General features: G+C 65.7%; 21 protein-coding genes. 16 read left to right on the top strand and 5 right to left on the bottom strand.

The window, feature by feature from the left end:
• Positions 1 to 238 precede the first annotated feature (238 nt).
• Both G3O00_RS07830 and G3O00_RS07825 read left to right on the top strand, forming a co-directional pair.
• Positions 239 to 868 (top strand): glutathione S-transferase, encoded by a 630-nt coding sequence (locus G3O00_RS07830; protein ID WP_206142631.1) that lies wholly within the window; start codon positions 239 to 241, stop codon positions 866 to 868.
• 172 nt (positions 869 to 1,040) lie between these two features.
• Positions 1,041 to 1,247 carry a hypothetical protein gene (locus G3O00_RS07825; RefSeq protein WP_174915255.1) on the top strand — a complete coding sequence of 69 codons (207 nt, stop codon included), beginning with the start codon at positions 1,041 to 1,043 and terminating at the stop codon, positions 1,245 to 1,247.
• Positions 1,248 to 1,356: 109 nt separating this feature from the next.
• Here the strand turns inward: G3O00_RS07825 and proP are convergent, their stop codons facing one another.
• Positions 1,357 to 2,844, bottom strand: coding sequence for a glycine betaine/L-proline transporter ProP (gene proP, locus G3O00_RS07820; protein WP_206142630.1), 1,488 nt, complete (start codon positions 2,842 to 2,844; stop codon positions 1,357 to 1,359).
• Positions 2,845 to 3,382: 538 nt separating this feature from the next.
• Here proP and G3O00_RS07815 point away from each other — a divergent pair.
• Complete coding sequence (locus tag G3O00_RS07815) at positions 3,383 to 3,715, top strand: YnfA family protein (RefSeq protein ID WP_011351591.1); 333 nt, start codon at positions 3,383 to 3,385, stop codon at positions 3,713 to 3,715.
• A 36-nt stretch (positions 3,716 to 3,751) separates the two neighbouring features.
• Here G3O00_RS07815 and dnaQ read toward each other — a convergent pair whose 3' ends face one another.
• Genes dnaQ through G3O00_RS07800 form a run of 3 tightly spaced genes read right to left on the bottom strand, consistent with a single transcriptional unit; the run spans position 3,752 to position 5,776 of the window.
• Positions 3,752 to 4,486 carry a DNA polymerase III subunit epsilon gene (gene dnaQ, locus G3O00_RS07810; RefSeq protein WP_174935428.1) on the bottom strand — a complete coding sequence of 245 codons (735 nt, stop codon included), beginning with the start codon at positions 4,484 to 4,486 and terminating at the stop codon, positions 3,752 to 3,754.
• Positions 4,487 to 4,523: 37 nt separating this feature from the next.
• Positions 4,524 to 4,967: a ribonuclease HI gene (gene rnhA, locus G3O00_RS07805; RefSeq protein ID WP_011351593.1), complete on the bottom strand. Its 444-nt coding sequence runs from the start codon at positions 4,965 to 4,967 to the stop codon at positions 4,524 to 4,526.
• Complete coding sequence (locus G3O00_RS07800; protein ID WP_011351594.1) at positions 4,964 to 5,776, bottom strand: class I SAM-dependent methyltransferase; 813 nt, start codon at positions 5,774 to 5,776, stop codon at positions 4,964 to 4,966. The genes rnhA and G3O00_RS07800 overlap by 4 nt, the downstream gene beginning before the upstream one ends.
• Positions 5,777 to 5,794: 18 nt before the next feature.
• Between G3O00_RS07800 and gloB the strand changes: the two genes are divergently transcribed.
• The 10 genes from gloB to G3O00_RS07750 all read left to right on the top strand — a co-directional run bounded on the left by gloB (position 5,795) and on the right by G3O00_RS07750 (position 18,560).
• Complete coding sequence (gloB, locus tag G3O00_RS07795) at positions 5,795 to 6,601, top strand: hydroxyacylglutathione hydrolase (RefSeq protein ID WP_174935426.1); 807 nt, start codon at positions 5,795 to 5,797, stop codon at positions 6,599 to 6,601.
• A gap of 151 nt (positions 6,602 to 6,752) precedes the next feature.
• Entirely contained in the window at positions 6,753 to 8,327 is a 1,575-nt protein-coding gene (locus G3O00_RS07790; RefSeq protein WP_011351596.1) for a transglycosylase SLT domain-containing protein, read from the top strand.
• 157 nt (positions 8,328 to 8,484) lie between these two features.
• Positions 8,485 to 9,702: an MFS transporter gene (locus tag G3O00_RS07785; protein ID WP_206142629.1), complete on the top strand. Its 1,218-nt coding sequence runs from the start codon at positions 8,485 to 8,487 to the stop codon at positions 9,700 to 9,702.
• Positions 9,703 to 10,067: 365 nt separating this feature from the next.
• Positions 10,068 to 11,213, top strand: a complete 1,146-nt coding sequence (carA, locus tag G3O00_RS07780; RefSeq protein ID WP_041492797.1) for a glutamine-hydrolyzing carbamoyl-phosphate synthase small subunit — start codon at positions 10,068 to 10,070, stop codon at positions 11,211 to 11,213.
• Between the two features lie 37 nt (positions 11,214 to 11,250).
• Positions 11,251 to 11,910 carry a leucine efflux protein LeuE gene (gene leuE / locus G3O00_RS07775; protein WP_174935422.1) on the top strand — a complete coding sequence of 220 codons (660 nt, stop codon included), beginning with the start codon at positions 11,251 to 11,253 and terminating at the stop codon, positions 11,908 to 11,910.
• A gap of 109 nt (positions 11,911 to 12,019) precedes the next feature.
• Positions 12,020 to 13,111, top strand: coding sequence for a toxic anion resistance protein (locus tag G3O00_RS07770; RefSeq protein ID WP_206142628.1), 1,092 nt, complete (start codon positions 12,020 to 12,022; stop codon positions 13,109 to 13,111).
• The gene (locus G3O00_RS07765; RefSeq protein WP_206142627.1) at positions 13,111 to 14,172 is read left to right on the top strand and encodes a hypothetical protein; all 1,062 of its coding nucleotides are present in this window, start codon (positions 13,111 to 13,113) and stop codon (positions 14,170 to 14,172) included. The genes G3O00_RS07770 and G3O00_RS07765 overlap by 1 nt, the downstream gene beginning before the upstream one ends.
• 65 nt (positions 14,173 to 14,237) lie before the next feature.
• Positions 14,238 to 17,492: a carbamoyl-phosphate synthase large subunit gene (gene carB / locus G3O00_RS07760; protein WP_011351600.1), complete on the top strand. Its 3,255-nt coding sequence runs from the start codon at positions 14,238 to 14,240 to the stop codon at positions 17,490 to 17,492.
• Between the two features lie 118 nt (positions 17,493 to 17,610).
• The gene (gene greA, locus G3O00_RS07755; protein ID WP_011351601.1) at positions 17,611 to 18,087 is read left to right on the top strand and encodes a transcription elongation factor GreA; all 477 of its coding nucleotides are present in this window, start codon (positions 17,611 to 17,613) and stop codon (positions 18,085 to 18,087) included.
• Between the two features lie 14 nt (positions 18,088 to 18,101).
• Complete coding sequence (locus tag G3O00_RS07750; protein ID WP_011351602.1) at positions 18,102 to 18,560, top strand: DUF4149 domain-containing protein; 459 nt, start codon at positions 18,102 to 18,104, stop codon at positions 18,558 to 18,560.
• A gap of 79 nt (positions 18,561 to 18,639) precedes the next feature.
• Here the strand turns inward: G3O00_RS07750 and G3O00_RS07745 are convergent, their stop codons facing one another.
• On the bottom strand, positions 18,640 to 19,167 hold the full coding sequence (locus tag G3O00_RS07745; protein ID WP_011351603.1) for a YhbY family RNA-binding protein: 528 nt from the start codon (positions 19,165 to 19,167) through the stop codon (positions 18,640 to 18,642).
• Between the two features lie 193 nt (positions 19,168 to 19,360).
• Between G3O00_RS07745 and G3O00_RS07740 the strand changes: the two genes are divergently transcribed.
• The 3 genes from G3O00_RS07740 (at position 19,361) to folP (ending at position 23,066) form a co-directional block, all read left to right on the top strand.
• The gene (locus G3O00_RS07740; RefSeq protein WP_011351604.1) at positions 19,361 to 20,023 is read left to right on the top strand and encodes an RlmE family RNA methyltransferase; all 663 of its coding nucleotides are present in this window, start codon (positions 19,361 to 19,363) and stop codon (positions 20,021 to 20,023) included.
• 166 nt (positions 20,024 to 20,189) lie between these two features.
• The gene (ftsH, locus tag G3O00_RS07735) at positions 20,190 to 22,088 is read left to right on the top strand and encodes an ATP-dependent zinc metalloprotease FtsH (RefSeq protein WP_011351605.1); all 1,899 of its coding nucleotides are present in this window, start codon (positions 20,190 to 20,192) and stop codon (positions 22,086 to 22,088) included.
• A 36-nt stretch (positions 22,089 to 22,124) separates the two neighbouring features.
• Positions 22,125 to 23,066, top strand: a complete 942-nt coding sequence (gene folP, locus G3O00_RS07730) for a dihydropteroate synthase (RefSeq protein WP_174935421.1) — start codon at positions 22,125 to 22,127, stop codon at positions 23,064 to 23,066.
• The last annotated feature ends 13 nt before the right edge of the window (positions 23,067 to 23,079 follow it).

Genomic DNA, 23,079 nt, shown 5'->3' with positions numbered 1-23,079 from the left:
TGTGCGAGTAGTTTTCGAACGGATGGCCGCCGATCAGCTCGACGTACAGGTCGCGCGTGCGCATGTTCAGCACGAGCGGCGGGCTGACGGTGCTGGGGAGCACGCTGATCGTGAAGGCGGGCGGCAAACGCGTTCGTGGCGCCGGCGCCCGCCCGTGCTGCCGGGAACGGGCCCTAGGCGACGCCGCGCGACGCTGCTACAGTCGTCGATCCCATTCCCCTCAAGCGGAGCGTTCGCGATGAAGCTGATCGGCATGCTGGATTCCCCGTTCGTGCGTCGGGTCGCCATTTCGGCGAAGCTGCTCGACCTCCCGTTCGAACACGAGTCGATCTCGGTGTTCCGTCATTTCGAGCAGTTCAGGGCGATCAACCCGGTCGTCAAGGCACCGACGCTCGTGACCGACGACGGCGCGACGCTGCTCGATTCGTCGCTGATCGTCGACTATCTCGATCACCGGGTCGCGCCCGAACGGCGCCTGCTGCCCGATGCCGCCGATGCACGGCTGCGCGTACTCGTGCCGGTCGGCTTCGCGCTGGCGGCTGCCGAGAAGACCGTGCAGGTCGTCTACGAGCAGTCGCTGCGTCCGGCCGACAAACAGCATGCGCCGTGGCTCGAGCGCGTGCTGAGCCAGATCGAGGGCGCATACGGCGCACTGGAGCCGCTCGTCGCGGCCGCGAACGGCTGGTTTGGCGGTGCGCGCCTGCTGCAATCCGACGTGACGGTCGCGGTCGCATGGCGCTTCACGCAGTTCATGGCGGCCGACTACCCGATGCTCGCGCGGATCGATCCGGCCCGTTACCCGGCACTGGCCGCGCACTCGGCGCGGGCGGAAGCGCTGCCGGCGTTCGTCGAAACGCCGCTCGTCTAGGCGTCGCGGCAGGGAGCGATGCGGCCCGCGTTGCTCCCTGCCGCCCGCTCGGCCTTGCCAGGCAAGCCTTTGCCGATTGTTCGCGGCGGCCGACAAGTGACTTCGCATTCGTGCTGTTTATCCGGAAGCGGCCGGTCCCTAGAATCCACTCCATCGAATCACGCCTTGCCTGATGGAGCCGATGATGAAAGCCCTGATTGAATCGAGCCTGTACCACCCGTCCCTCGTGTTGCCGCTTGCCGCGCTGACGCAATTGATGGTCGAGCGCGATTTCAATCTCAGTCAGGTCGGGCTGATCGTCGCGGCGCGCGGTGCGCAGGCCGCCGTGTCGCGCTCGCGCGCGCTGATTTTCTGCCGCCACTGCGAAGCGCAGGCATGACGGCGCGCGCGTCGCATGGATGAAAAAAAGCCCGGCCGGCGCAAGCCGGTCGGGCGGATCGGGTTCGATCGGGCCCCGGCTTCGGCCGGGGCTTTTTCATGGGCGACGCTCAGGCGCGTGCCGGCGATACGACACCGTACATCTCCGATTCGTCGTCCTCGCGCATCTGGCGCACGAGCTGATGGGCTTCGCGACGCGACGCGACGGCCGGCGGCGAACCCTTGAGCGGCTGACGCGCGGTTTCGGCGAGCGCGACGACCGACACGATGCCGATCACGGCGGCGCCCATCATGTAGTACGCGGGCATCATCAGGTTGTGGGTGACGTCGACCAGCCACGCGGTCACGAGCGGGGTCGTGCCGCCGAACAGCGACACCGACACGTTGAAGCCGATCGCGAGCGCGCCGTAGCGGATCTCGGTCGGGAACAGCGCCGGCAGCGCCGACGGCATCACGCCGGTGAAGCACGACAGCAGCACGCCGAGGATCAGCAGGCCGCCGAACACCGACGCCGTGGTGCCCGCATGGATCAGCATCATCGACGGGATCGACAGCGCGAGCAGGCCGACGCAGCCGGCGAGCATCACGGGCTTGCGGCCGATCCGGTCCGACAGGCGGCCGGCGGCGAGCGTCAGCGGCATCATCAGCACCATCACGATCAGCACGAGCACGAGGCTGTGCGATTCGTCGAAGTGCAGCGTCGACGACATGAAGCTCGGCAGGTACGACAGCACCATGTAGTCGGTCACGTTGAAGATCAGCACGAGGCCGACGCACAGCAGCAGGGCACGCCAGTTGCGCATCAGCGTTTCGCGGAAGCGCGTCTTCGGCACGGCCTTGTCCTGCGCTTCGCGCTCTTCGGCCTGGCGCTTGAACGCCGGTGTTTCCTCGAGCTTCATCCGGATGTAGAGACCGATCAGGCCGAGCGGGCCGGCGATCAGGAATGGCACGCGCCAGCCCCACGACAGCAGCGCTTCCTGCGACAGCGACGCGGTGAGCAGCGCGACGACGCCCGCACCCATCACGTAACCGATCAGCGTGCCGAATTCGAGGAAGCTGCCCATGAAGCCGCGGCGCTTGTCGGTCGAGAATTCGGCGATGAAGGTGGCGGCACCACCGTATTCGCCGCCGGTCGAGAAACCCTGCACGAGGCGGGCGACGAGCAGCAGCACGGGGGCCATGATGCCGATCGACGCGTAGCTGGGGATCAGGCCGATCGCGAAGGTACCGACGGCCATCATGATCATCGTGGCGGCGAGCACGCGCTGGCGGCCGATGCGGTCGCCGAGCGGGCCGAACACCATGCCGCCGAGCGGGCGCACGAGGAACGCGGCCGCGAACGTGCCGAAGGTCGCGAGCAGCTGCGCGGACGGGCTGCTGGACGGGAAGAACACCTTGCCGAGCGTGACGGCGATGTAGCTGTAGACGCCGAAGTCGAACCATTCCATCGCGTTACCGATGGCCATCGCGCTGACGGCGCGCTTGAGGAGGCTCTGGTCGACGACGGTTATGTCGTCCGCGACGAGCGGGGCTTCGCCGGACGACGAAGCGGAGGAAGAAGCAGCGGTCGGGCTGGCGTGTGTTGCGGTCAAGGTCATGCACTCCTTTGACTGCGCCGAACGGGCGGGCCGTCCGACACGGTTTGCCGGCGAGCGCGGTGTCGGGTGCGGCGCGTCGGGGCAAACCTTTAAGCACTTACTGCACGATGGGCGGTAAAGGGCCGTAAGGGGCTGCTTCGACGCGGGCCCGATGGGCCGTCGCGACAGTGCGCTCATGAAGAATGGGCCGCGTGATGCAGGCGGCAGATGCCGGGGCGGACGGTGTCCAGCGTTCCGGCAAGCGCCCCGGAGGGGCAACGAAACGAGAAAAGCGGGCCTGTCGGGCGGGCTTTCCTGTATGTGCAATTTCGGTCGAAGGGCCGGCCCGCAACGCGCGGACGGACTTCTCTCGAAATCGAATAGACAGAGATTGAATGTTGAAACAGGCGACATGATAGCACGATGACGGATGATCGTGCAAATTGCCGGGAAACGCCCGTCTGGCGGGGCGCCCGGCGGGGGCGGCTCGGGTATGATCGGCGGCGCGCGGCGGAGCCGTGCGGCCCCCGGTGACGGGGCCGAATTCACGAGGAACCGGATGACCGAACTGATGAGGATCGCGGCGTTGTTTGCCGCCACCGCGCTGGCCGAAATCGTCGGCTGTTACCTGCCGTGGCTCGTGCTGAAGGAGGGCCGGCCGGTGTGGTTGCTGGTGCCGGCCGCGCTGTCGCTCGCGCTGTTCGCGTGGCTGCTGACGCTGCACCCGAGTGCGGCGGGGCGCACCTATGCTGCGTACGGCGGCGTGTATATCGCGGTGGCGCTGGTCTGGCTGCGGGTGGTCGACGGCGTCGCGCTGACCCGCTGGGACGTGGCCGGCGCGGTGCTCGCGCTCGGCGGGATGGCGGTCATCGCGCTGCAGCCGCGCGCGTGAGCGCGGCCGCGGCGCGTGCCGCACCGTGTGCCTGCCTTAAGCCGTTTCTGCGGCGCCCGCGTCGGCCGACGTGCGCCACACGCAGGTGCCCTTGACCGATTTGTCGAGCTCGTCGAGCTGTGCCTGGTGGGCGGCGAGTTCGTCGTCGCTCGCGGCCACCACGGGCAGGTCGAGTGCCGCGAGCGACACGCGCTGACCATTGCCCGCACCGCCGTCGGCGCCCGCGTCGTCGAGCATGTCGATCACGAGGCTGTCCTGGCCGCGCGTCATCGCGAGATACACCTCGGCGAGCAGCTCCGAGTCGAGCAGTGCGCCGTGCAGCGTACGGTGCGCGTTGCTGATGCCGAAGCGGTCGCACAGCGCGTCGAGCGAGTTGCGCTTGCCCGGGAACATCTGTTTGGCCTGCACCAGCGTGTCGATCACGCCGCCGCAATGCTCGGTGAACGGCGGCAGGTCGAGCCGCGCGAATTCCGCGTCGAGGAAGCCAAGGTCGAACGGCGCGTTGTGAATGATCAGCTCGGCGTCCTGCACGAAGTCGCGAATCTGGTTGGCGACTTCCGCGAATTTCGGCTTGTCGCTGAGGAATTCGGTCGTGAGCCCGTGCACCGCCAGTGCGCCCGGATCGCTGTCGCGCTCGGGGTTCACGTAGAAGTGCAGGTTGTTGCCGGTGAGCCGCCGGTTCAGCAGCTCGACGCAGCCGATTTCGATGAGGCGGTCGCCCGTGCGGGCGTTCAGGCCGGTGGTTTCGGTATCGAGAATGATCTGGCGCATGTCGGGAAAAACGTAGAAAACAGGGGGCGGCTGGTGTTCAGGCCGTGAGCGATTCGACGCCGCGATTCGCGAGTGCGTCCGCGCGCTCGTTTTCGGGATGGCCCGCGTGGCCCTTGACCCAGCGCCACTCGACCTCGTGCTGCGCGACGAGCGCGTCGAGCCGCTTCCACAGGTCGGCGTTCTTCACGGGCGTCTTTGCCGCGGTGATCCAGCCTTTCTTCTTCCAGCCGTGGATCCACTCGCTGATGCCTTTCTGCACGTATTGCGAGTCGGTATGCACGATCACCTGGCACGGGCGCTTCAGCGCTTCGAGCGCGGCGATCACGCCCATCAGCTCCATGCGGTTGTTGGTCGTGTTCGGCTCGCCGCCGAACAGCTCCTTCTCTTTGTCGCCGTAGCGCATCAGTGCGCCCCAGCCGCCGGGGCCGGGGTTGCCCTTGCAGGCGCCGTCGGTATAGATGTCGATGGTATCGGTAGTCATGAATGTTCTTGATGGGTGGTCGGGGAGGCCGCCGGCGTCAGGCCCGGTGCGAGCACGGGCTTCTTCATCTTGATCTGGCCGACGAGGCGCATGCCGCGCACGCGCTTGACGGCCGTCACCATGTAGACGGCGCCGAAGATCGGCCACCAGCGGTCGCCGGCGGCTTCCATGAAGCCGTAGCGGGCCAGCCACTTGTCGGTGACGAGCGGCGGCCGGTAGCAGCCGAAGCGGCCGCGTTCGAGATCGAAGCCGAGCAGCTTGATCCAGTCCTTGAGCCGGATGAACGCGATCTGGTCGCGCGTGGCCGGCACGAACGGGCGGTTCGCCATGCGCCCGAACGATTGCCGCATGCCCCACAGGCTGAGCGAATTGAAGCCGGTGATCACGAGCTGGCCTTCCGGCATCAGCACGCGCTCGGCCTCGCGCAGCAGCCGGTGCGGGTCGGACGTGAATTCGAGCGTGTGCGGCATCACGATCAGGTCGACGCTCTGCGACTCGAACGGCAGGTCGAGCAGGTCGCACCAGGTCGTGCTGCGGCCGTCGGGCGCGTGCTCGGGCGCGTGCGCCTCGCGCGCCCACGGATACTGGTACGGCGCGCTCGCGCCGCTCGCCGGATCGAGCACGAGGCCGCGATACGGCATGCGGTTCTCGCGCAGCGCGTCGAGTTGCGGCAGGCCGAGCTGCAGCGCGTGGAACCCGAAGACGTCGGACACGATCCGGTCGAGCTGCGCCTGCTCCCAGCCGAGCACGTAGCGGCCGGGCGGTGAGTCGGTCCAGGCGGGCCAGTCTATAATTTGACGGTCAGACATAACGATGATTGCGCGCCCATGAACGAGCTGGAATACGTGCCGGTTCCGGCATTCGATGACAACTATATCTGGCTCGTCTCGGACGGCCGCGATGCGATCGCCGTCGATCCGGGTGAAGCCGCGCCGGTGCGCCGGGTTCTAGCCGAACGAGGCTGGCGGTTGACCGCTATTTTACTCACGCACCATCACGCCGACCACGTCGGCGGTGTCGCGGCACTGCGCGATAGCCAACCGGACGATGCTCCGCTCACTGTTTACGGCCCCGCGGCTGAAGCGATCGGCGTGGTCACGCGGCCGCTTTCGGGCGGCGATCGCGTGACGCTCGACGCGCCCGCCGCCACGTTCGACGTGCTCGACGTGCCGGGCCATACGCGCGGCCATATCGCCTATTTCCAGGCGGCCGGGCAAGGCAACGCGGCGCCGCACGTGTTCTGCGGCGACACGCTGTTCTCGTGCGGCTGCGGCCGCCTGTTCGAAGGCACGCCTGCGCAGATGCTCGCGTCGCTCGACGCGCTCGCGGCATTGCCGGGCGACACGCACGTGCATTGCGCACACGAATATACGCTGTCCAATATCCGCTTCGCGCTCGCGTGCGAGCCCGGCAATACGGCGCTCGCCACGTGGCGCGACGATGCGCAGGCGCTGCGCGCGCGCGGCGTGCCGACGCTGCCTACTACGATCGCGCATGAGCGTGCCGTTAACCCGTTCATGCGGGCGGACAGCGATGCGATCCGCGCGACGCTCGAGGCCGAGTTGCACGAAACAGTGCCGGATCGTCTGGCGGCGTTCACACTGATGCGCGAGTGGAAAAACCGGTTCCGATGATGATTTCCGGAGGACTCCAAAGCTCAAGCGGAGTCTGTAAAAATTGCTCCAAATGTAGGATTTCGCTGAGTTTTCGGTGTTTTTATTGACGTGAAGCACGCACTTCCGTAGTATCGCCTGCAATTTCCAGCCGTCGGAAGCCGAGATTTTCATGCGACTTATATTGAGTGCGATGGTGGTGCTGCTGCTCGCCGCTTGTGCGAGCCAGGCCCCTGTCGCCAACAACGCCGCCGATTCGCAGGCGACGTCCACCTACCTCCGTAAATCAGCCACCGCCAAAGAAACTGTCGACGTCGACAAGCAATCCGTCGGCGACCTGACCAGTGCGGACTCCGATCTCTGGGGTCGCATCCGCCGCGGTTTCCAGATGCCTGACCTGCAGACCGACCTCGTCGACATGCAGACCACGTGGTACACGCAGCGCCCGGATTACGTGCAGCGCATGACCGAGCGCTCGCAGAAGTACCTGTATCACATCGTCGAAGAGCTCGAGGCGCGCCACATGCCGACCGAGCTCGCGCTGCTGCCGTTCATCGAGTCCGCGTACAACCCGCAGGCGCTGTCGGTCGCGAAGGCGGCCGGCATGTGGCAGTTCATGCCCGGCACGGGCCGCACGTACAACCTGAAGCGCAACATGTGGCAGGACGAGCGCCGCGACGTGCTCGCGTCGACGAGCGCCGCGCTCGACTACCTGTCGCGCCTGCATGACATGTTCGGCGACTGGTATCTCGCGCTGGCCGCGTACAACTGGGGCGAGGGCAACGTGCAGCGCGCGATCGCGCGCAACCAGGCGGCCGGCCTGCCGACCGACTACCTGAGCCTGCGGATGCCGAACGAGACGCGCAACTACGTGCCCAAGCTGCAGGCGGTGAAGAACATCATCGCGAATCCGCAGCAGTACGGCCTCGCGCTGCCGGACATCCCGAACCACCCGTATTTCGTGACGGTCACGACGTCGCGCGACATCGACGTGGCGGTGGCCGCGAAGCTCGCGAACCTGTCGCTCGACGAATTCCGCTCGCTGAACCCGTCGTTCTCGAAGCCGGTGATCCTCGGTGCGACCGAGCCGCAGATCCTGCTGCCGTTCGACAACGCGTCGGCGTTCGAGAAGAACCTGAAGGCGTACAACGGCCAGCTCTCGACGTGGACCACCTACACGGTCAGCGAACGAGCGCGGCCGGCCGCGATCGCCGAGAAGATCGGCGTGGACGCCGATACGCTGATGTCGATCAACAAGATTCCGGCCGGCATGCGCCTGAAGCCGGGCTCGACGATCGTCGTGCCGCGCGGCGATGACGACGACGAGGACATCAGCGCCGACGTCGCCGAAAACGGCGCGCTCGCGATGGAACCCGATGTCCCCGACACGCGCAAGATGCTGATCCGCGTGCGCCGCAAGCAGTCGATGGCGGCGATCGCCGGCCGCTACGGCGTGTCGGTCGGCCAGCTCAAGGCGTGGAACCGCACGCACCGCGATCTCGCGATGCCGGGGCAGGCGCTCGTGCTGCACGTGCCGGTCGGCCGTTCGGTGCCGGCGGAACCCGGTCCGGAGCGGATCGCGACGTCGGCCGGCGGTGCGCACATCGAGCGCGCGAGCCTGGCGGTGGGCGGCAAGTCGCACGGCGCGAAGCGCGGCGCGGCGAAGCCGGCAGCCAAATCGGCGAAGGCGGCTCCCGCGAAAGCGGCGCCGGCCAAGGCCGCAGCGCACAAGGGCAAGAAGAAGTAACGCAGTCGCGAGCGCATCGTGCGGCCGGCCCGGTTTGCGCGATTGCGGTATCATCCGACGAAATACAAGGAAACGCCGTCACCGAGGTGACGGCGTTTTTGTTTGTACGCAGCGCGGGGGCGCCGCTTCGAAGGTCTTCATATAACAAGGGGAAGTGATGTCGTCGGTGCAGGTGAGAGTGCTCGCGCTGTTTTCGGTCGGGTATTTCGTGTCGTATGTGTTTCGCGGCGTCAATCTGGGCTTCGCGCCGTTCGTCACGCACGAGCTCGGCTTGTCGGCCGCCGATCTCGGCCTGCTGACCAGTCTCTACTTCCTCGGCTTCGCGGGCGCGCAGATCCCGGCCGGCGTGATGCTCGACCACTTCGGCCCGCGCCGCGTGACGGCCGGCATGCTGCTGTTCGCGGCCGCCGGCGCGGCCGTGTTCGGTGCCGCGCACAGCCTCGGCACGATGATGGTGGGCCGGCTGCTGATCGGCGTCGGCGTATCGGTGTGCCTCGGCGCGGCGTTCAAGGCGCTCGCGCAACATTTCCCCGTCGGCCGGCTGCCGCTCGTCAACGGCCTCGTGATGGCCGTGGGCGGCCTCGGCGGCGTGATGGTCGGCTCGCCGCTGACCTGGCTGCTCGGCTGGACGAGCTGGCGTGCGATCTGCTTCGGCCTCGCGGTGCTGACGGTGATCGTCGCGGCGTCGATCGGCCTGGGTGCGCCGGAGGCGAAGCAGGTGCGCCACCAGGGCGGGATCGTCAGCCAGTTCAAGGGCACGTGGCACATCCTGAGCAGCCGCGCGTTCTGGAAGATTTCGTCGTTCTCCGTCGTCACGCAGGGCGTGTTCTACGCGATGCAGTCGCTGTGGGTCGGGCCGTACCTGCGCGATGTCGCGGGGTTCGATGCGCCGCATGCCGCGCGCCTCGTGTCGGTGCTCGGCTTTGCGATGATGGCCGGCTGCGTCGGCTTCGGCGCCGCGGCGCGCGTGCTCGAGCGGCGCGGCGTGTCCGTGTATGCGTTCTGCGGCGTCGGCATGGCGCTGTTCGTCGCGACGCAGGCTGCGATCGTCGCGCGCGTGCCGTTGCCGCCGGCCGTGTTGTGGGCCGCATACGGGATGTTCGGCGGTGTCGGCATCCTGACCTACGCGGTGATGGCCGGGCATTTTCCCGCTCACCTGATCGGCCGCGCGAACACGACGCTCACGCTCGTGATCTTCCTGCTGATCTTTGCGTTCCAGATCGGTGTCGGCGCGGTGCTGTCGCACTGGCCGGCGGTCGACGGCCGCTATCCGGCCGCCGCGCACTTCACCGCATGGGGCGTGCTGCTCGCGCTGCAGCTCGCGAGCGCCGTCTGGTACGTCTGGCCCGCGCGCGGCGCTGGTCAAGCGCACTGATCCGGCGGTACGCTGGCGGGTAGGGCGGCCGCGGAAACGGGGCCGCAGCGCGTTGCGCCGCGTCGCCGGACGCGGCGCGCGCACGATCGGACGGCCATATCGATTGAAGATAGGGCCATTTTCAGGCTATAATTTGAAAGTTTGTGCTGATCAACCTCGCACCCTAGCGCCCACCTCATTCATCCCGTTCATCCGCCGCACGCCGCCTGCCGGGCGATGCCGCGAAGCCTCGTGCGCCACGCGCCGGGTTCGCGTCTCGACAACGCAGGCCGCGTCCAGCAAGCGACCACGCGCGCCCACGCAGCGCGGCGCTCGCGCGGCAGGGTAGACAGGTCGGCAGCAGGGTGTTCCCCAAGGAGCCTCCCGTGTTGCCGTCTTTTACTCCCGCCTTGCTTGCACTCGCCGACGGCACGGTCTTTCGTGGTTATTCGATCGGGGCCGAAGGCCACACGATCGGCGAAGTCGTGTTCAATACCGCGATCACCGGCTATCAGGAAATCCTGACTGATCCGAGCTACTCGCGCCAGATCGTCACGCTCACCTATCCGCATATCGGCAACGTCGGCGTCAACGCCGAAGACGTCGAAGCCACGAAAGTCCATGCCGCCGGCCTGATCATCCGTGATCTGCCCTCGCTCGCGTCGAACTTCCGCATGGACCGCACGCTCGGCGATTACCTGCGCGACGAAGGCGTCGTCGCGATCGCCGGCATCGACACCCGCAAGCTGACCCGCATCCTGCGCGACAAGGGCGCGCAGAACGGCTGCATCCTGACGGGTTCGGACGACGAAGCGAAGGCGATCGAGCTCGCGCGCTCGTTCCCGGGCCTCGCGGGCATGGATCTCGCGAAGGTCGTGTCGACCACGAAGCCGTTCGAGTGGAAGCAGACCGAATGGCGCCTCGAAGGCGGCTACGGCATGCAGGAAGCGCCGAAGTACCGCGTCGTCGCATACGATTTCGGCGTCAAGTACAACATCCTGCGCATGCTCGCGGAGCGCGGCTGCCACGTGACGGTGCTGCCGGCACAGGCGAGCGCGGAAGATGCGCTTGCGCTGAATCCGGACGGCGTGTTCCTGTCGAACGGCCCCGGCGATCCGGAGCCGTGCGACTACGCGATCGCGGCCACGAAGCAATTCATCGAGCGCGGCGTGCCGACCTTCGGCATCTGCCTGGGTCACCAGATCATGGGCCTCGCGGTCGGCGCGAAGACGCTGAAGATGAAGACCGGCCACCACGGCGCGAACCACCCGGTGAAGGATCTCGGCGACGGCCGCGTGGTGATCACGTCGCAGAACCATGGCTTCGCGGTCGATGCGGATTCGCTGCCGGCCAACGCGCGCGTGACGCACGTGTCGCTGTTCGACGGCACGCTGCAGGGCTTCGAGCTGACCGACAAGCCGGCATTCTGCTTCCAGGGCCACCCGGAAGCGTCGCCCGGCCCGCACGACATCGGCTATCTGTTCGACCGTTTCACCGCGCTGATGGACGCGGCGAAGCAGCGCAACGCTTAACGTCAACGACGCAACCGAAGGACGGGAGATTCGCATCATGTTCGGCCACGCACTCGGCATCACGGATATCTGGACCTACGTGTTCGGCGTGATCTTCATCATCCTGCTGCCGGGGCCGAACTCGATGTACGTGCTGTCGCTCGCGGCGCAGCGCGGCGTGAAGGCCGGCTATCGCGCGGCGTGCGGCGTGTTCGTCGGCGACACGGTGCTGATGGTGCTGTCGGCCGCCGGCGTCGCGTCGCTGCTGAAGGCGAACCCGCTGCTGTTCTCCGTCGTGAAATATGGCGGCGCCGCGTATCTGCTCTACATCGGCACCGGCATGCTGCGCAGCGCGTGGCAGAAGCTGCGCGCGCCGGCCCATGCGCCGGCCGATGCGCCGCCCGCGGTCGACGGCGAGCGGCCGTTCCGCAAGGCGCTGATCGTGAGCCTGCTGAATCCGAAGGCGATCCTGTTCTTCATCTCGTTCTTCATCCAGTTCGTCGACCCGGCATTCCCGCATCCCGCGCTGTCGTTCGTCGTGCTCGGGGCGATCGCGCAAAGCGCGAGCTTCCTGTACCTGAGCACGCTGATCTTCGCGGGTGCGCGGCTTGCCGAGCACTTCCGCCGCCGCCGCAAGCTTGCAGCAGGCGCGGCGAGCAGCGTGGGCGGCCTGTTCATCGGATTCTCGGTGAAGCTCGCGCTGGCGACGATGAGTTAAGCAATTCGCCCGACCAGCGAACGCTCGCGGGTCGGGTGTCGGACCAATAAGAAGAAGCGACCAAACATCCGGGGGAACCATTTTGACTGACACGCCAGGAAGCAATTCATTGAGCGAGAGCACTGCATCGATCGATTTGACGGCCGCACCCACGGCTGCCGCGCCGCGGAACGAAGCGGACGGGGCGGTCGCACGCATCCGCACGTCGATCGACATCGAGTCGTCCACCGCCGTGCTGTCCTTCGGCGACGATGCGATGCGCGAGCTCAGCGCGTATTCGGATCGCATCCTGGCGGACGTGAAAGGCAAGGATGTCGGCGAAGCGGGGGCGCTGCTGTCGAATCTGCAGGACCAGATCCGCTCACTGGATCCGGAGTCGTTGCAGAAGCAGGGCTTCGTCTCGCGGATGCTCGGCACCGCGCAGCGGGCAGTCGAGCGCTTCGTGCGCCGCTACGAGGATGTGGCGGGCCAGATCAACGAGGTGGCGCTGCGGCTCGAGATATGGCGCGAGGCGATGCGTCGCGACATCGCGATGCTGGACGACCTGCACGCGAACGGCGTCCAGTACGTGAAGAACCTGGACACCTACATAGCGGCGGGCGAGCAGTACGTCGCCGAATTCCGGCAAAGCCGTATGCCGGAGCTGCAGGCGGCGATGAGCGGCCTGTCGGACGATGAGCGCGCGCTCCAGCAGGAGAAGGTGCAGGATCTCGCGCGCAACATCGATCGGCTCGAGCGCAAGGTGCATGACCTGAAGCTCGCGCGAATGGTCGGGTTGCAGCGCCTGCCGCAGATCCGCATCGTGCAGAACGGCGACGCCCTGCTGGTGGACAAGATCCATACGGCGATTCATACCGCGATTCCCGCATGGAAGGCGCAGTTCATCACCGCGCTTGCGCTCGAGCGGCAGAAGCAGGCGTACGAGACGCAGCAGGCCGTGGTCGACATGACCAATGAACTGCTGCGCAAGAATGCCGAGCAGTTGCACCGCAGTGCGACGTCGATCGAGCAGGCCAGCCAGCGTAGCGTCATCGATATCGAATCGGTGCGCCATGCCAATGAACTGCTGCTGCGCACGGTCGGCGACGTGATGGAAATCCAGGCGGAAGGTCGGAAGAACCGCGCAGCGGTCGAGGTCGAGCTGAAGAAGCTCGAATCGGATCTGCGGACGTCGCTGGCGCGTCAGGCGGCGGGGGCGTAATGCTGCGTTGGGGCGGACGTCTCCAATTGCCCAAGATGCGGCCGAAAGGCGGCACCCGGCTCTTTGTCCGTGCGCTGTGGATGAGCTTGTGGCACGGATTCGTGGCTTACGGTTCCGCGTTCGCGGGAACGGCGGTCGGGGTCGGCGCGGCGTCGCTGGTCGCCGCGGTCGGCCTGGTGGACAGGTTGCACGAATTCGACAAGCACGCCCGGTTCGTGGATTTTGGAGCGTGGGTGATCGCGGTGGTGACCGCGGGTGCAGGCATGTCGCTCTTCCTGATGGGAGCGGTGATGGGGTTGGCGTTCCGCCACCTGTACCTGGTGCCGCGCGTCCACCTTGCCGTCGGGCTCCTGACCGCTTTTGCTTTTTTTCTGCCGACGGTCGGGCTGAGCGTAGGATGGATCGTGTTGCCGGCTGCGCTGCTCGTCTGGTGGGGGCTGCGCGCGCTGGAAACCCCGGACTCCGCGCGGATCGAGTGGCTGTTGCACAAGTATTACCGCGGGTTCCCGGAACTGCAGGACTGGATTCGGGAATACATCGTGACCGCGTGGATGTCGGCGTCTCGGCCGGCGCCGCAGCCATTGCCGCAAACGGAGCTTCCGTCCGTGGCAACTGCGGTGGTGAACAGGCGCGGACTGGCATCAAGCCTCTTCGACGAACATTTGTCCGAGATGAGCCAGATGTACCCGCGGCTGAAGGGCAGTGTGATCGAGGACGAGTGGAGCGCGCTGATCAGGACCAGCAAGCGTATTCATCAAATGGTGGGCACCGATGCCGAGAGGTACAGCCTGTTGAACCACTTTCTCGCGTCGCAAATGCCCAACGCGATCAGGCTCGGTTGGTTTTTCGTCAAGGCTGACGGATTGACCGAATCGAATCCGTCTCGAGCGGAACACATGCATGAAATCGAGGCGGGTCTCAAGGGGCTGCTCGGGCAGTTCGAGAAGGTGCAGAACCAGATGGCGGAGAGTGATCTGGAGGGACTCCAGGCGCTACTTCGCGTCCTGAATGAAGATTTGAAGCAGGCAGAGCAGCGGGAGGCCAGCGCGCCTCCCCTGTGAAGTCGGCGGCCGGCAAACCGGTCGCGACGTGCAGCATTAACGTTTATTTATTGATTGACAGAGCCATGCCAAAACGCACAGACATCAAGAGCATCCTCATCATCGGCGCCGGCCCGATCATCATCGGCCAGGCGTGCGAGTTCGACTATTCGGGCGCGCAGGCTTGCAAGGCGTTGCGTGAGGAGGGCTACAAGGTCGTTCTCGTCAACAGCAACCCGGCGACGATCATGACCGACCCGAACACGGCCGACGTGACCTACATCGAGCCGATCACGTGGGAAGTCGTCGCGCGCATCATCGAGAAGGAGCGCCCGGACGCGATCCTGCCGACGATGGGCGGCCAGACCGCGCTGAACTGCGCGCTCGACCTGCACCACCACGGCGTGCTCGAGAAGTTCGGCGTCGAGCTGATCGGTGCGTCGCCGGAAGCGATCGACAAGGCGGAAGACCGCCAGAAGTTCAAGGACGCGATGACCAAGATCGGTCTCGGTTCCGCGAAGTCGGGTGTCGCTCACTCGATGGAAGAAGCGACCCAGGTGCACGCCGAGATCATGGCGCTCACCGGCGGCAGCGGCTACCCGGTCGTGATCCGTCCGTCGTTCACGCTCGGCGGCTCGGGCGGCGGCATTGCGTACAACCGCGAAGAGTTCGAAGAGATCTGCAAGCGCGGCCTGGATCTCTCGCCCACGCGCGAGCTGCTGATCGAAGAGTCGCTGCTCGGCTGGAAGGAATACGAGATGGAAGTCGTGCGCGACCGCGCCGACAACTGCATCATCGTCTGCTCGATCGAGAACCTCGACCCGATGGGCGTGCACACCGGCGACTCGATCACGGTCGCGCCGGCGCAGACGCTCACCGACAAGGAATACCAGATCCTGCGTAACGCATCGCTCGCGGTGCTGCGCGAGATCGGCGTCGACACGGGCGGCTCGAACGTGCAGTTCTCGATCAACCCGAAGGACGGCCGCATGGTCGTCATCGAAATGAACCCGCGAGTGTCGCGTTCGTCGGCGCTCGCATCGAAGGCAACGGGCTTCCCGATCGCGAAGGTCGCGGCGAAGCTGGCAGTTGGCTACACGCTCGACGAGCTGAAGAACGAAATCACCGGCGGCCTGACCCCGGCGTCGTTCGAGCCGACGATCGACTACGTCGTCACGAAGATCCCGCGCTTCGCGTTCGAGAAATTCCGCGAAGCCGATTCGCGCCTGACGACGCAGATGAAGTCGGTCGGCGAAGTGATGGCGATCGGCCGCACGTTCCAGGAATCGTTCCAGAAGGCGCTGCGCGGCCTCGAAGTCGGTGTCGACGGTCTCGACGAGAAGTCGACCAACCGCGACGAGATCGCGATCGAGATCCACGAGCCGGGCCCGGACCGCATCTGGTACGTCGGCGATGCATTCCGCATCGGCATGACGGCCCAGGAAATCTACGCGGAAACCGCGATCGATCCGTGGTTCCTCGAGCAGATCGAGCAGATCGTCCTGAAGGAAAAGGCGCTCGGCGGCCGCACGCTCGCATCGCTGTCGTTCGACGAACTGCGCTACCTGAAGCAGAGCGGCTTCTCCGACCGCCGCCTCGCGAAGCTGCTCGGCGCGAGCCCGGAAGACGTCCGCAAGCGCCGCGTCGAACTCAACGTGCGCCCGGTCTACAAGCGTGTCGACACCTGCGCGGCCGAGTTCGCGACGAAGACCGCGTACATGTACTCGACCTACGAGGAAGAGTGCGAGGCGCAGCCGACCACCAACAAGAAGATCATGGTGCTGGGCGGCGGCCCGAACCGGATCGGCCAGGGCATCGAATTCGACTACTGCTGCGTGCACGCGGCGCTCGCGATGCGCGAGGACGGCTACGAAACGATCATGGTCAACTGCAACCCGGAAACGGTGTCGACCGACTATGACACGTCCGACCGCCTGTACTTCGAGCCGCTGACGCTGGAAGACGTGCTCGAGATCGTCGACAAGGAAAAGCCGGTCGGCGTGATCGTCCAGTACGGTGGCCAGACGCCGCTGAAGCTCGCACTCGACCTCGAAGCGCATGGTGTGCCGATCGTCGGCACGTCGCCGGACATGATCGACGCGGCCGAAGACCGCGAGCGCTTCCAGAAGCTGCTGCAGGACCTCGGCCTGCGCCAGCCGCCGAACCGTACCGCACGCGCCGAAGACGAAGCGCTCGCGCTCGCGGAAGAGATCGGTTATCCGCTGGTCGTGCGCCCGTCGTATGTGCTGGGTGGCCGCGCGATGGAAATCGTCCACGAGCCGCGCGACCTCGAGCGCTACATGCGCGAGGCCGTGAAGGTGTCGAACGATTCGCCGGTGCTGCTCGACCGCTTCCTGAACGACGCGATCGAGTGCGATGTCGACTGCATCTGCGACGGCGAAGCCGTGTTCATCGGCGGCGTGATGGAGCACATCGAGCAGGCGGGTGTCCACTCGGGCGACTCGGCATGCTCGCTGCCGCCGTACTCGCTGTCGAAGGAGACCGTGGCCGAGCTGAAGCGCCAGACGGGCGCGATGGCAAAGGCGCTGAACGTGGTCGGCCTGATGAACGTGCAGTTCGCGATCCAGCAGGTGCCGCAGGCGGACGGTTCGAAGCAGGACATCATCTACGTGCTGGAAGTGAACCCGCGCGCATCGCGCACGGTGCCGTACGTGTCGAAGGCGACCAGCCTGCCGCTCGCGAAGATCGCGGCGCGCGCGATGGTCGGCCAGAAGCTCGCGCAGCAGGGCGTGACGAAGGAAGTCGAGCCGCCGTACTTCAGCGTGAAGGAAGCGGTGTTCCCGTTCGTCAAGTTCCCGAGCGTCGATCCGGTCCTCGGGCCTGAAATGCGTTCGACCGGCGAAGTGATGGGTGTCGGCCAGACGTTCGGCGAAGCGCTGTTCAAGTCGCAGCTCGCGGCCGGTTCGCGCCTGCCGGAGTCGGGCACGGTGCTGCTGACCGTGATGGATGCGGATAAACCGAAGGCAGTCGAAGTCGCGCGCATGCTGCACGACCTCGGCTACCCGATCGTCGCAACCAAGGGTACGGCTGCCGCGATCGAAGCGGCCGGCGTGCCGGTGAAGGTCGTGAACAAGGTGAAGGACGGCCGTCCGCACATCGTCGACATGATCAAGAACGGCGAGATCGCACTCGTGTTCACGACGGTCGACGAAACGCGCCAGGCGATTGCCGATTCGCGTTCGATCCGCATGAGCGCGCAGGCGCACAAGGTCACGTACTACACGACGATGTCGGGCGCGCGCGCGGCGGTTGAAGGCTTGCGCTACCTGAAGGATCTGGAAGTCTATGATTTACAAGGTCTTCACGCTCGCCTAAACTAAGCAGTCAGTTACCTGTCGAAGCAACACGTGCCGCGATTAGGCGGTGTTTCCAGTGCATCGGAAACGCGCTTAATCGCGGTGATTTTTTTTATAGCCGTTTTTAGCGATTGAGCCGTTTATGAGCACCATTCCGTTGACAAAGCGTGGCGCAGAACTCCTGCGCGATGAATTGCAGCGCCTCAAGTCCGTCGAGCGGCCGGCCGTGATCAACGCGATCTCGGAGGCCCGCGCACAGGGCGATCTGTCCGAAAACGCCGAATACGATGCTGCGAAGGAAAAGCAGGGCTTCATCGAGGGTCGTATCGCGGAACTCGAATCGAAGCTGTCGGCTGCGCAGGTCATCGATCCGACCGTGCTCGATGCAGAAGGCCGTGTGGTTTTCGCATCGACCGTCGAACTCGAGGATCTCGAGTCGGGCGATACCGTCAAGTACCAGATCGTCGGTGACGACGAAGCCGATATCGATCACGGCCTGATCTCGGTCAGCTCGCCGATCGCACGCGCACTGATCGGCAAGTCCGAAGGCGACGTCGCGGCCGTGCAGGCGCCGAGCGGCGTGCGCGAGTACGAAATCATCTCGGTCAGCTACATCTGAAGCGGGGCGACGTGATGCCGCATCGCGTGTTCCGTCTGCTGTCGGCCGTATGGGTCGGCAGCCTGCTGACGATCGGGTATGCGGTCGCGCCCGTGCTGTTCAAAACGCTGGAGCGGATGACGGCCGGTTCGGTCGCCGCCCAGCTGTTCCGTATCGAGGCGATCCTCGGTGTCGTATGTGGCGTGCTGCTGCTCGCGCTGTCGAACCAGCAGGTGCGGCGGGGCAGCAACGAATATCGCCGCGTGCGCTGGGTCGTCGCCGCGATGGTCGTGTGCGTGCTGGTCGGGTATTTCGCGCTGCAGCCGTTCATGAACGCGCTGCGGGTAGCCGCGATGGACGCGGGCACCGATATCGCAAACTCGCCGTATGCGAGCCGCTTCGGGATGCTGCACGGCGTCTCGAGCGTGTTCTACCTGGTCGAGAGTGTGCTGGGGCTGATGCTGATCTGGCGTCTGCCGGCGCGCGACGCCTGACGCAAATGCCGCGCAGGCCCGGTCGATGCCGGGCCCGCGGGCAGGGCAGCGGTACGGCGCAGCCGTACCGCCTCGATGCTTACTTGTCCTGGAACGGACGCTTCGTGCTGGCCTGGCGCTTCTTGGCGCGCTTCACGTTGCCGCCTGCCGTCACACGCTCGTTGCCGCGCACGACGACCTTCGTCGGCTTCGGACGGCGCACCGGGCTCGCGTTCGGCGACACCTTGACGACCTTGACGGTGCGCGGTGCACGGCCTTTCTTGTCGTCGATGGCTTCGGCCGCGCTCGGCACGGTGCCGGCACGACGGCCGCGGGCCGGGGCCGCCACGGCGGCTTCGGGTTTCCAGATCACCAGCAGCTTGCCGATGTGCTGGATCGGCGCCGCGCTCAGGCGATCGCAGATCTCGTCGTAGATCGCGATGCGCTCGTCGCGCTCGTCGCCGAACACGCGGATCTTGATCAACTGGTGCGCGTCGAGGTGCACCTTGATTTCCTTCAGCACGGCGTCGGTCAGCCCTTCGGCGCCGATCAGCACGACGGGCTTGAGCGCATGGGCCTGGGAGCGCAGCGCGGAGCGCTCGGCGGGAGAAAGCGAAAGGGCGGGCATGGAAATGTCGAAATCTAAATAAGGGCGCGCTGACCGAATAGCGATCGCGGGAAGTTACCGCGTCAGCCGTGCGCCGAAACCACGTAAAATCGCGGCTTGGGCCTGAAAAGGGGCCGCAGCCGCGCGAAGAAGACGCGTATTATCCGCTAAAAGCGCGGCTTCACGAAGCAATTAGCAGCAATCTCTCTCTCGAATGGCAAAAAACCGCTTCAACCAGCACTGGCTGCACGACCACATCAACGACCCCTACGTCAAAATGGCGCAGCGGGAGGGCTATCGCGCGCGCGCCGCGTACAAGCTGAAGGAAATCGACGAGCAGGACAAGCTGATCCGTCCGGGCCAGGTGATCGTCGACCTCGGCGCGACGCCGGGCAGCTGGAGCCAGTATGCCCGCAACAAGCTCGCGCAGGGCAAGAAGCGCGACACGGAGCGCGAAGGCGGCATCGACGGCACGATCGTGGCGCTCGACATCCTGCCGATGGAGCCGATCGCCGACGTCCACTTCCTCCAGGGCGACTTCCGCGAGGACGAAGTCCTTCACCAGCTCGAAGAAGTGCTCGAAGGGCGCGACGTGGACCTTGTTATTTCCGACATGGCCCCCAACCTCTCTGGCGTGGCCTCGGCGGACGCGGCGCGCATCGAGCATCTATGCGATCTGGCGCTCGAATTCGCGCAGAATCATCTGAAGCCGGACGGTGCGCTGCTCGTGAAATGCTTTCACGGCAGCGGCTACAGCCAGATCGTCGAGAAATTCAAACAGCAGTTTAAGACCGTCGCGCCGCGCAAGCCGAAGGCGTCCCGCGACAAATCGTCCGAAACGTTCATTTTGGGTCGGCATCTGAAACGTCCGCGCTGATGCGCAACGAGGTGCCGCAAACGGGCTCCGGCCCTTGCCAGACAAGCGAAGCGCTATCGCGGCGGTTGTCAATGCTTATGGCGAGGGTGGTCGGACTGGATTAGAATGACCGAGGGGCGCCGCAAGGAAAATGTAGGCGCTCGTCTACGAGTGAAGGAGTGGTGCTTTGAACAACAATATGTTTTCGAAGGCAGCGGTGTGGCTGGTGATCGCACTGGTGCTGTTTACGGTGTTCAAGCAGTTCGACAAGCCCCGCGTCCAGGAAGGCGTGTCCTATTCGCAGTTCATGGACGACGCCAAGAACGGCAAGGTCAAGAACGTCATCGTTCAGGGGCGCAACCTCACCGTCACTCCGGCTGATGGCCAGAAATACCAGATCGTGTCGCCCGGCGACATCTGGATGGTTGGCGATCTGATGAAGTACGGCGTGCAGGTCAGCGGCAAGGCCGACGACGAGCCGAACGCGCTGATGTCCGCGCTGTACTACCTCGGGCCGACGATCCTGATCATCGTGTTCTGGTTCTACATGATGCGGCAGATGCAGGGAGGCGGCAAAGGCGGCGCATTCTCGTTCGGCAAGTCGCGAGCGCGGCTGATCGACGAGAACAACAACGCGGTGAACTTCTCCGACGTCGCGGGCTGCGACGAAGCGAAGGAAGAAGTGTCCGAGCTCGTCGACTTCCTGCGCGATCCGCAGAAATTCCAGAAGCTGGGCGGTCGCATTCCGCGCGGCGTGCTGCTCGTCGGCCCCCCGGGTACCGGCAAGACGCTGCTGGCCCGCGCGATCGCGGGTGAAGCGAAGGTGCCGTTCTTCAGCATCTCCGGTTCGGACTTCGTTGAAATGTTCGTCGGCGTCGGCGCGGCTCGCGTGCGCGACATGTTCGAACAGGCGAAGAAGCATGCACCGTGTATCGTGTTCATCGACGAAATCGACGCGGTCGGCCGTCATCGCGGCGCCGGCATGGGCGGTGGTAACGACGAACGCGAACAGACGCTGAACCAGATGCTCGTCGAGATGGACGGCTTCGAGGCGAACTCGGGCGTGATCGTGATCGCCGCAACCAACCGTTCCGACGTGCTCGACAAGGCGCTGCTGCGTCCGGGCCGTTTCGACCGCCAGGTCTACGTCGGTCTGCCAGACATCCGCGGCCGCGAACAGATCATGCGCGTGCACCTGCGCAAGGTGCCGATCGCGAACGACGTCGATGCGGCAGTCATCGCACGCGGCACGCCGGGCTTCTCGGGCGCCGATCTCGCGAACCTCGTGAACGAGGCTGCGCTGTTCGCCGCACGTCGCGGCAAGCGTATCGTCGAGATGCAGGATTTCGAAGACGCGAAGGACAAGATCTTCATGGGTCCGGAGCGCAAGTCGGCCGTGATCCGTGAGGAAGCGAAGCGTGCGACTGCTTATCACGAGTCGGGCCACGCGGTGGTCGCGAAGCTGCTGCCGAAGGCCGACCCGGTGCACAAGGTCACGATCATCCCGCGCGGTCGCGCGCTGGGTGTCACGTGGCAACTGCCGGAGCATGACAACGAAACGTACTCGAAGGACTACCTGCTGGACCGCCTCGCGATCCTGTTCGGTGGCCGGGTGGCGGAAGAGCTGTTCATGAACCTCGTCAGCACCGGCGCATCGGACGACTTCAACAAGGCAACGCAGACGGCACGCGCGATGGTGGCCCGTTTCGGCATGACCGACGCGCTCGGGCCGATGGTCTACGTCGACGACGAGAACGATGCATCGCCGTTCGGCCGTGGCTTCACGCGCACGATCTCGGAAGCGACGCAGCAGAAGGTCGACTCGGAAATCCGCCGCGTGCTCGACGAACAGTACAGCCTTGCGCGCCGCCTGCTCGACGAGAACCGCGACAAGGTCGAGGCGATGACCGCGGCACTGATGGAGTGGGAGACGATCGATGCCGATCAGATCAACGACATCATGGAAGGCCGTCCGCCGCGCTCCCCGAAGAGCTCGCCGGCTGTCGGCGGCGATTCGTCGGGTGGTGGCAGCAGTGCCGAGGTGAAGCCCGGCAACGCACCGGCACCTGCTTCGCCGGCGGCGTAATCTCCGCTTTAGCGCTTTAGCGCCGTTCACGGGCTGGTGTGGCTTCACACCGGCCCGTTTTGCATTCATTCACGCCAGTTGCTCGTGTCCGATCCTGCTGTTTCCCCATTCATTCCCGCGCCACTCCAGTGCGGCCGCTTCGAACTGACGTTCGAACGCCCGCTGGTGATGGGCATCCTCAACGCCACGCCTGATTCGTTCTCCGACGGCGGCCGCTTCCTCGCGCGCGACGATGCGCTGCGCCAGGCCGAGCGAATGATCGCCGAAGGCGTCGACCTTCTCGATATCGGCGGCGAATCGACGCGCCCGGGCGCACCGCCCGTGCCGCTCGACGAGGAACTCGCACGCGTGATCCCGCTCGTCGAAGCGCTGCGGCCGCTGAACGTGCCGTTGTCGATCGATACGTACAAGCCGGCCGTGATGCGCGCGGCGCTGGCCGCAGGCGCGGACCTGATCAACGACATTTGGGGGTTCCGCCAGCCGGGCGCGATCGATGCGGTGCGTGACGGTAATTGCGGGCTATGTGCGATGCACATGCTGGGTGAGCCACAAACGATGCAGGTCGGCGAACCCGATTACGGCGACGTCGTGACCGACGTGCGCGATTTTCTCGCCGAGCGCGCGCAGGCGCTGCGCGATGCGGGGATTGCGCCGGAGCGGATCTGCGTCGATCCGGGCTTCGGATTCGGCAAGGCGGTCATCGACGACAACTACGCGCTGCTGGCCGCGTTGCCGGACACGGCACCCGCGCGGCCCGACGGGCGCGCGTATCCGATCCTCGCGGGCATGTCGCGCAAGTCGATGCTCGGCGCGGTGATCGGCGGCAAGCCGCCGATGGAGCGCGTCGCGGCGAGCGTGGCAGCCGCAGTGTGTGCGGTCGAGCGTGGGGCGGCGATCGTGCGCGTGCACGACGTCGCGGCGACGGTCGACGCGCTGAAAATCTGGAATGCCGTGCGCGAAGCCGCGCGGCAACGATAAGTCAGAAGACGAA

This window comes from Burkholderia sp. Ac-20384, from assembly GCF_017104605.1.
In the GTDB taxonomy this organism is placed as follows: Bacteria; Pseudomonadota; Gammaproteobacteria; order Burkholderiales; family Burkholderiaceae; genus Burkholderia; species Burkholderia lata.
This window is presented reverse-complemented; position numbering and strand designations above follow the sequence as displayed.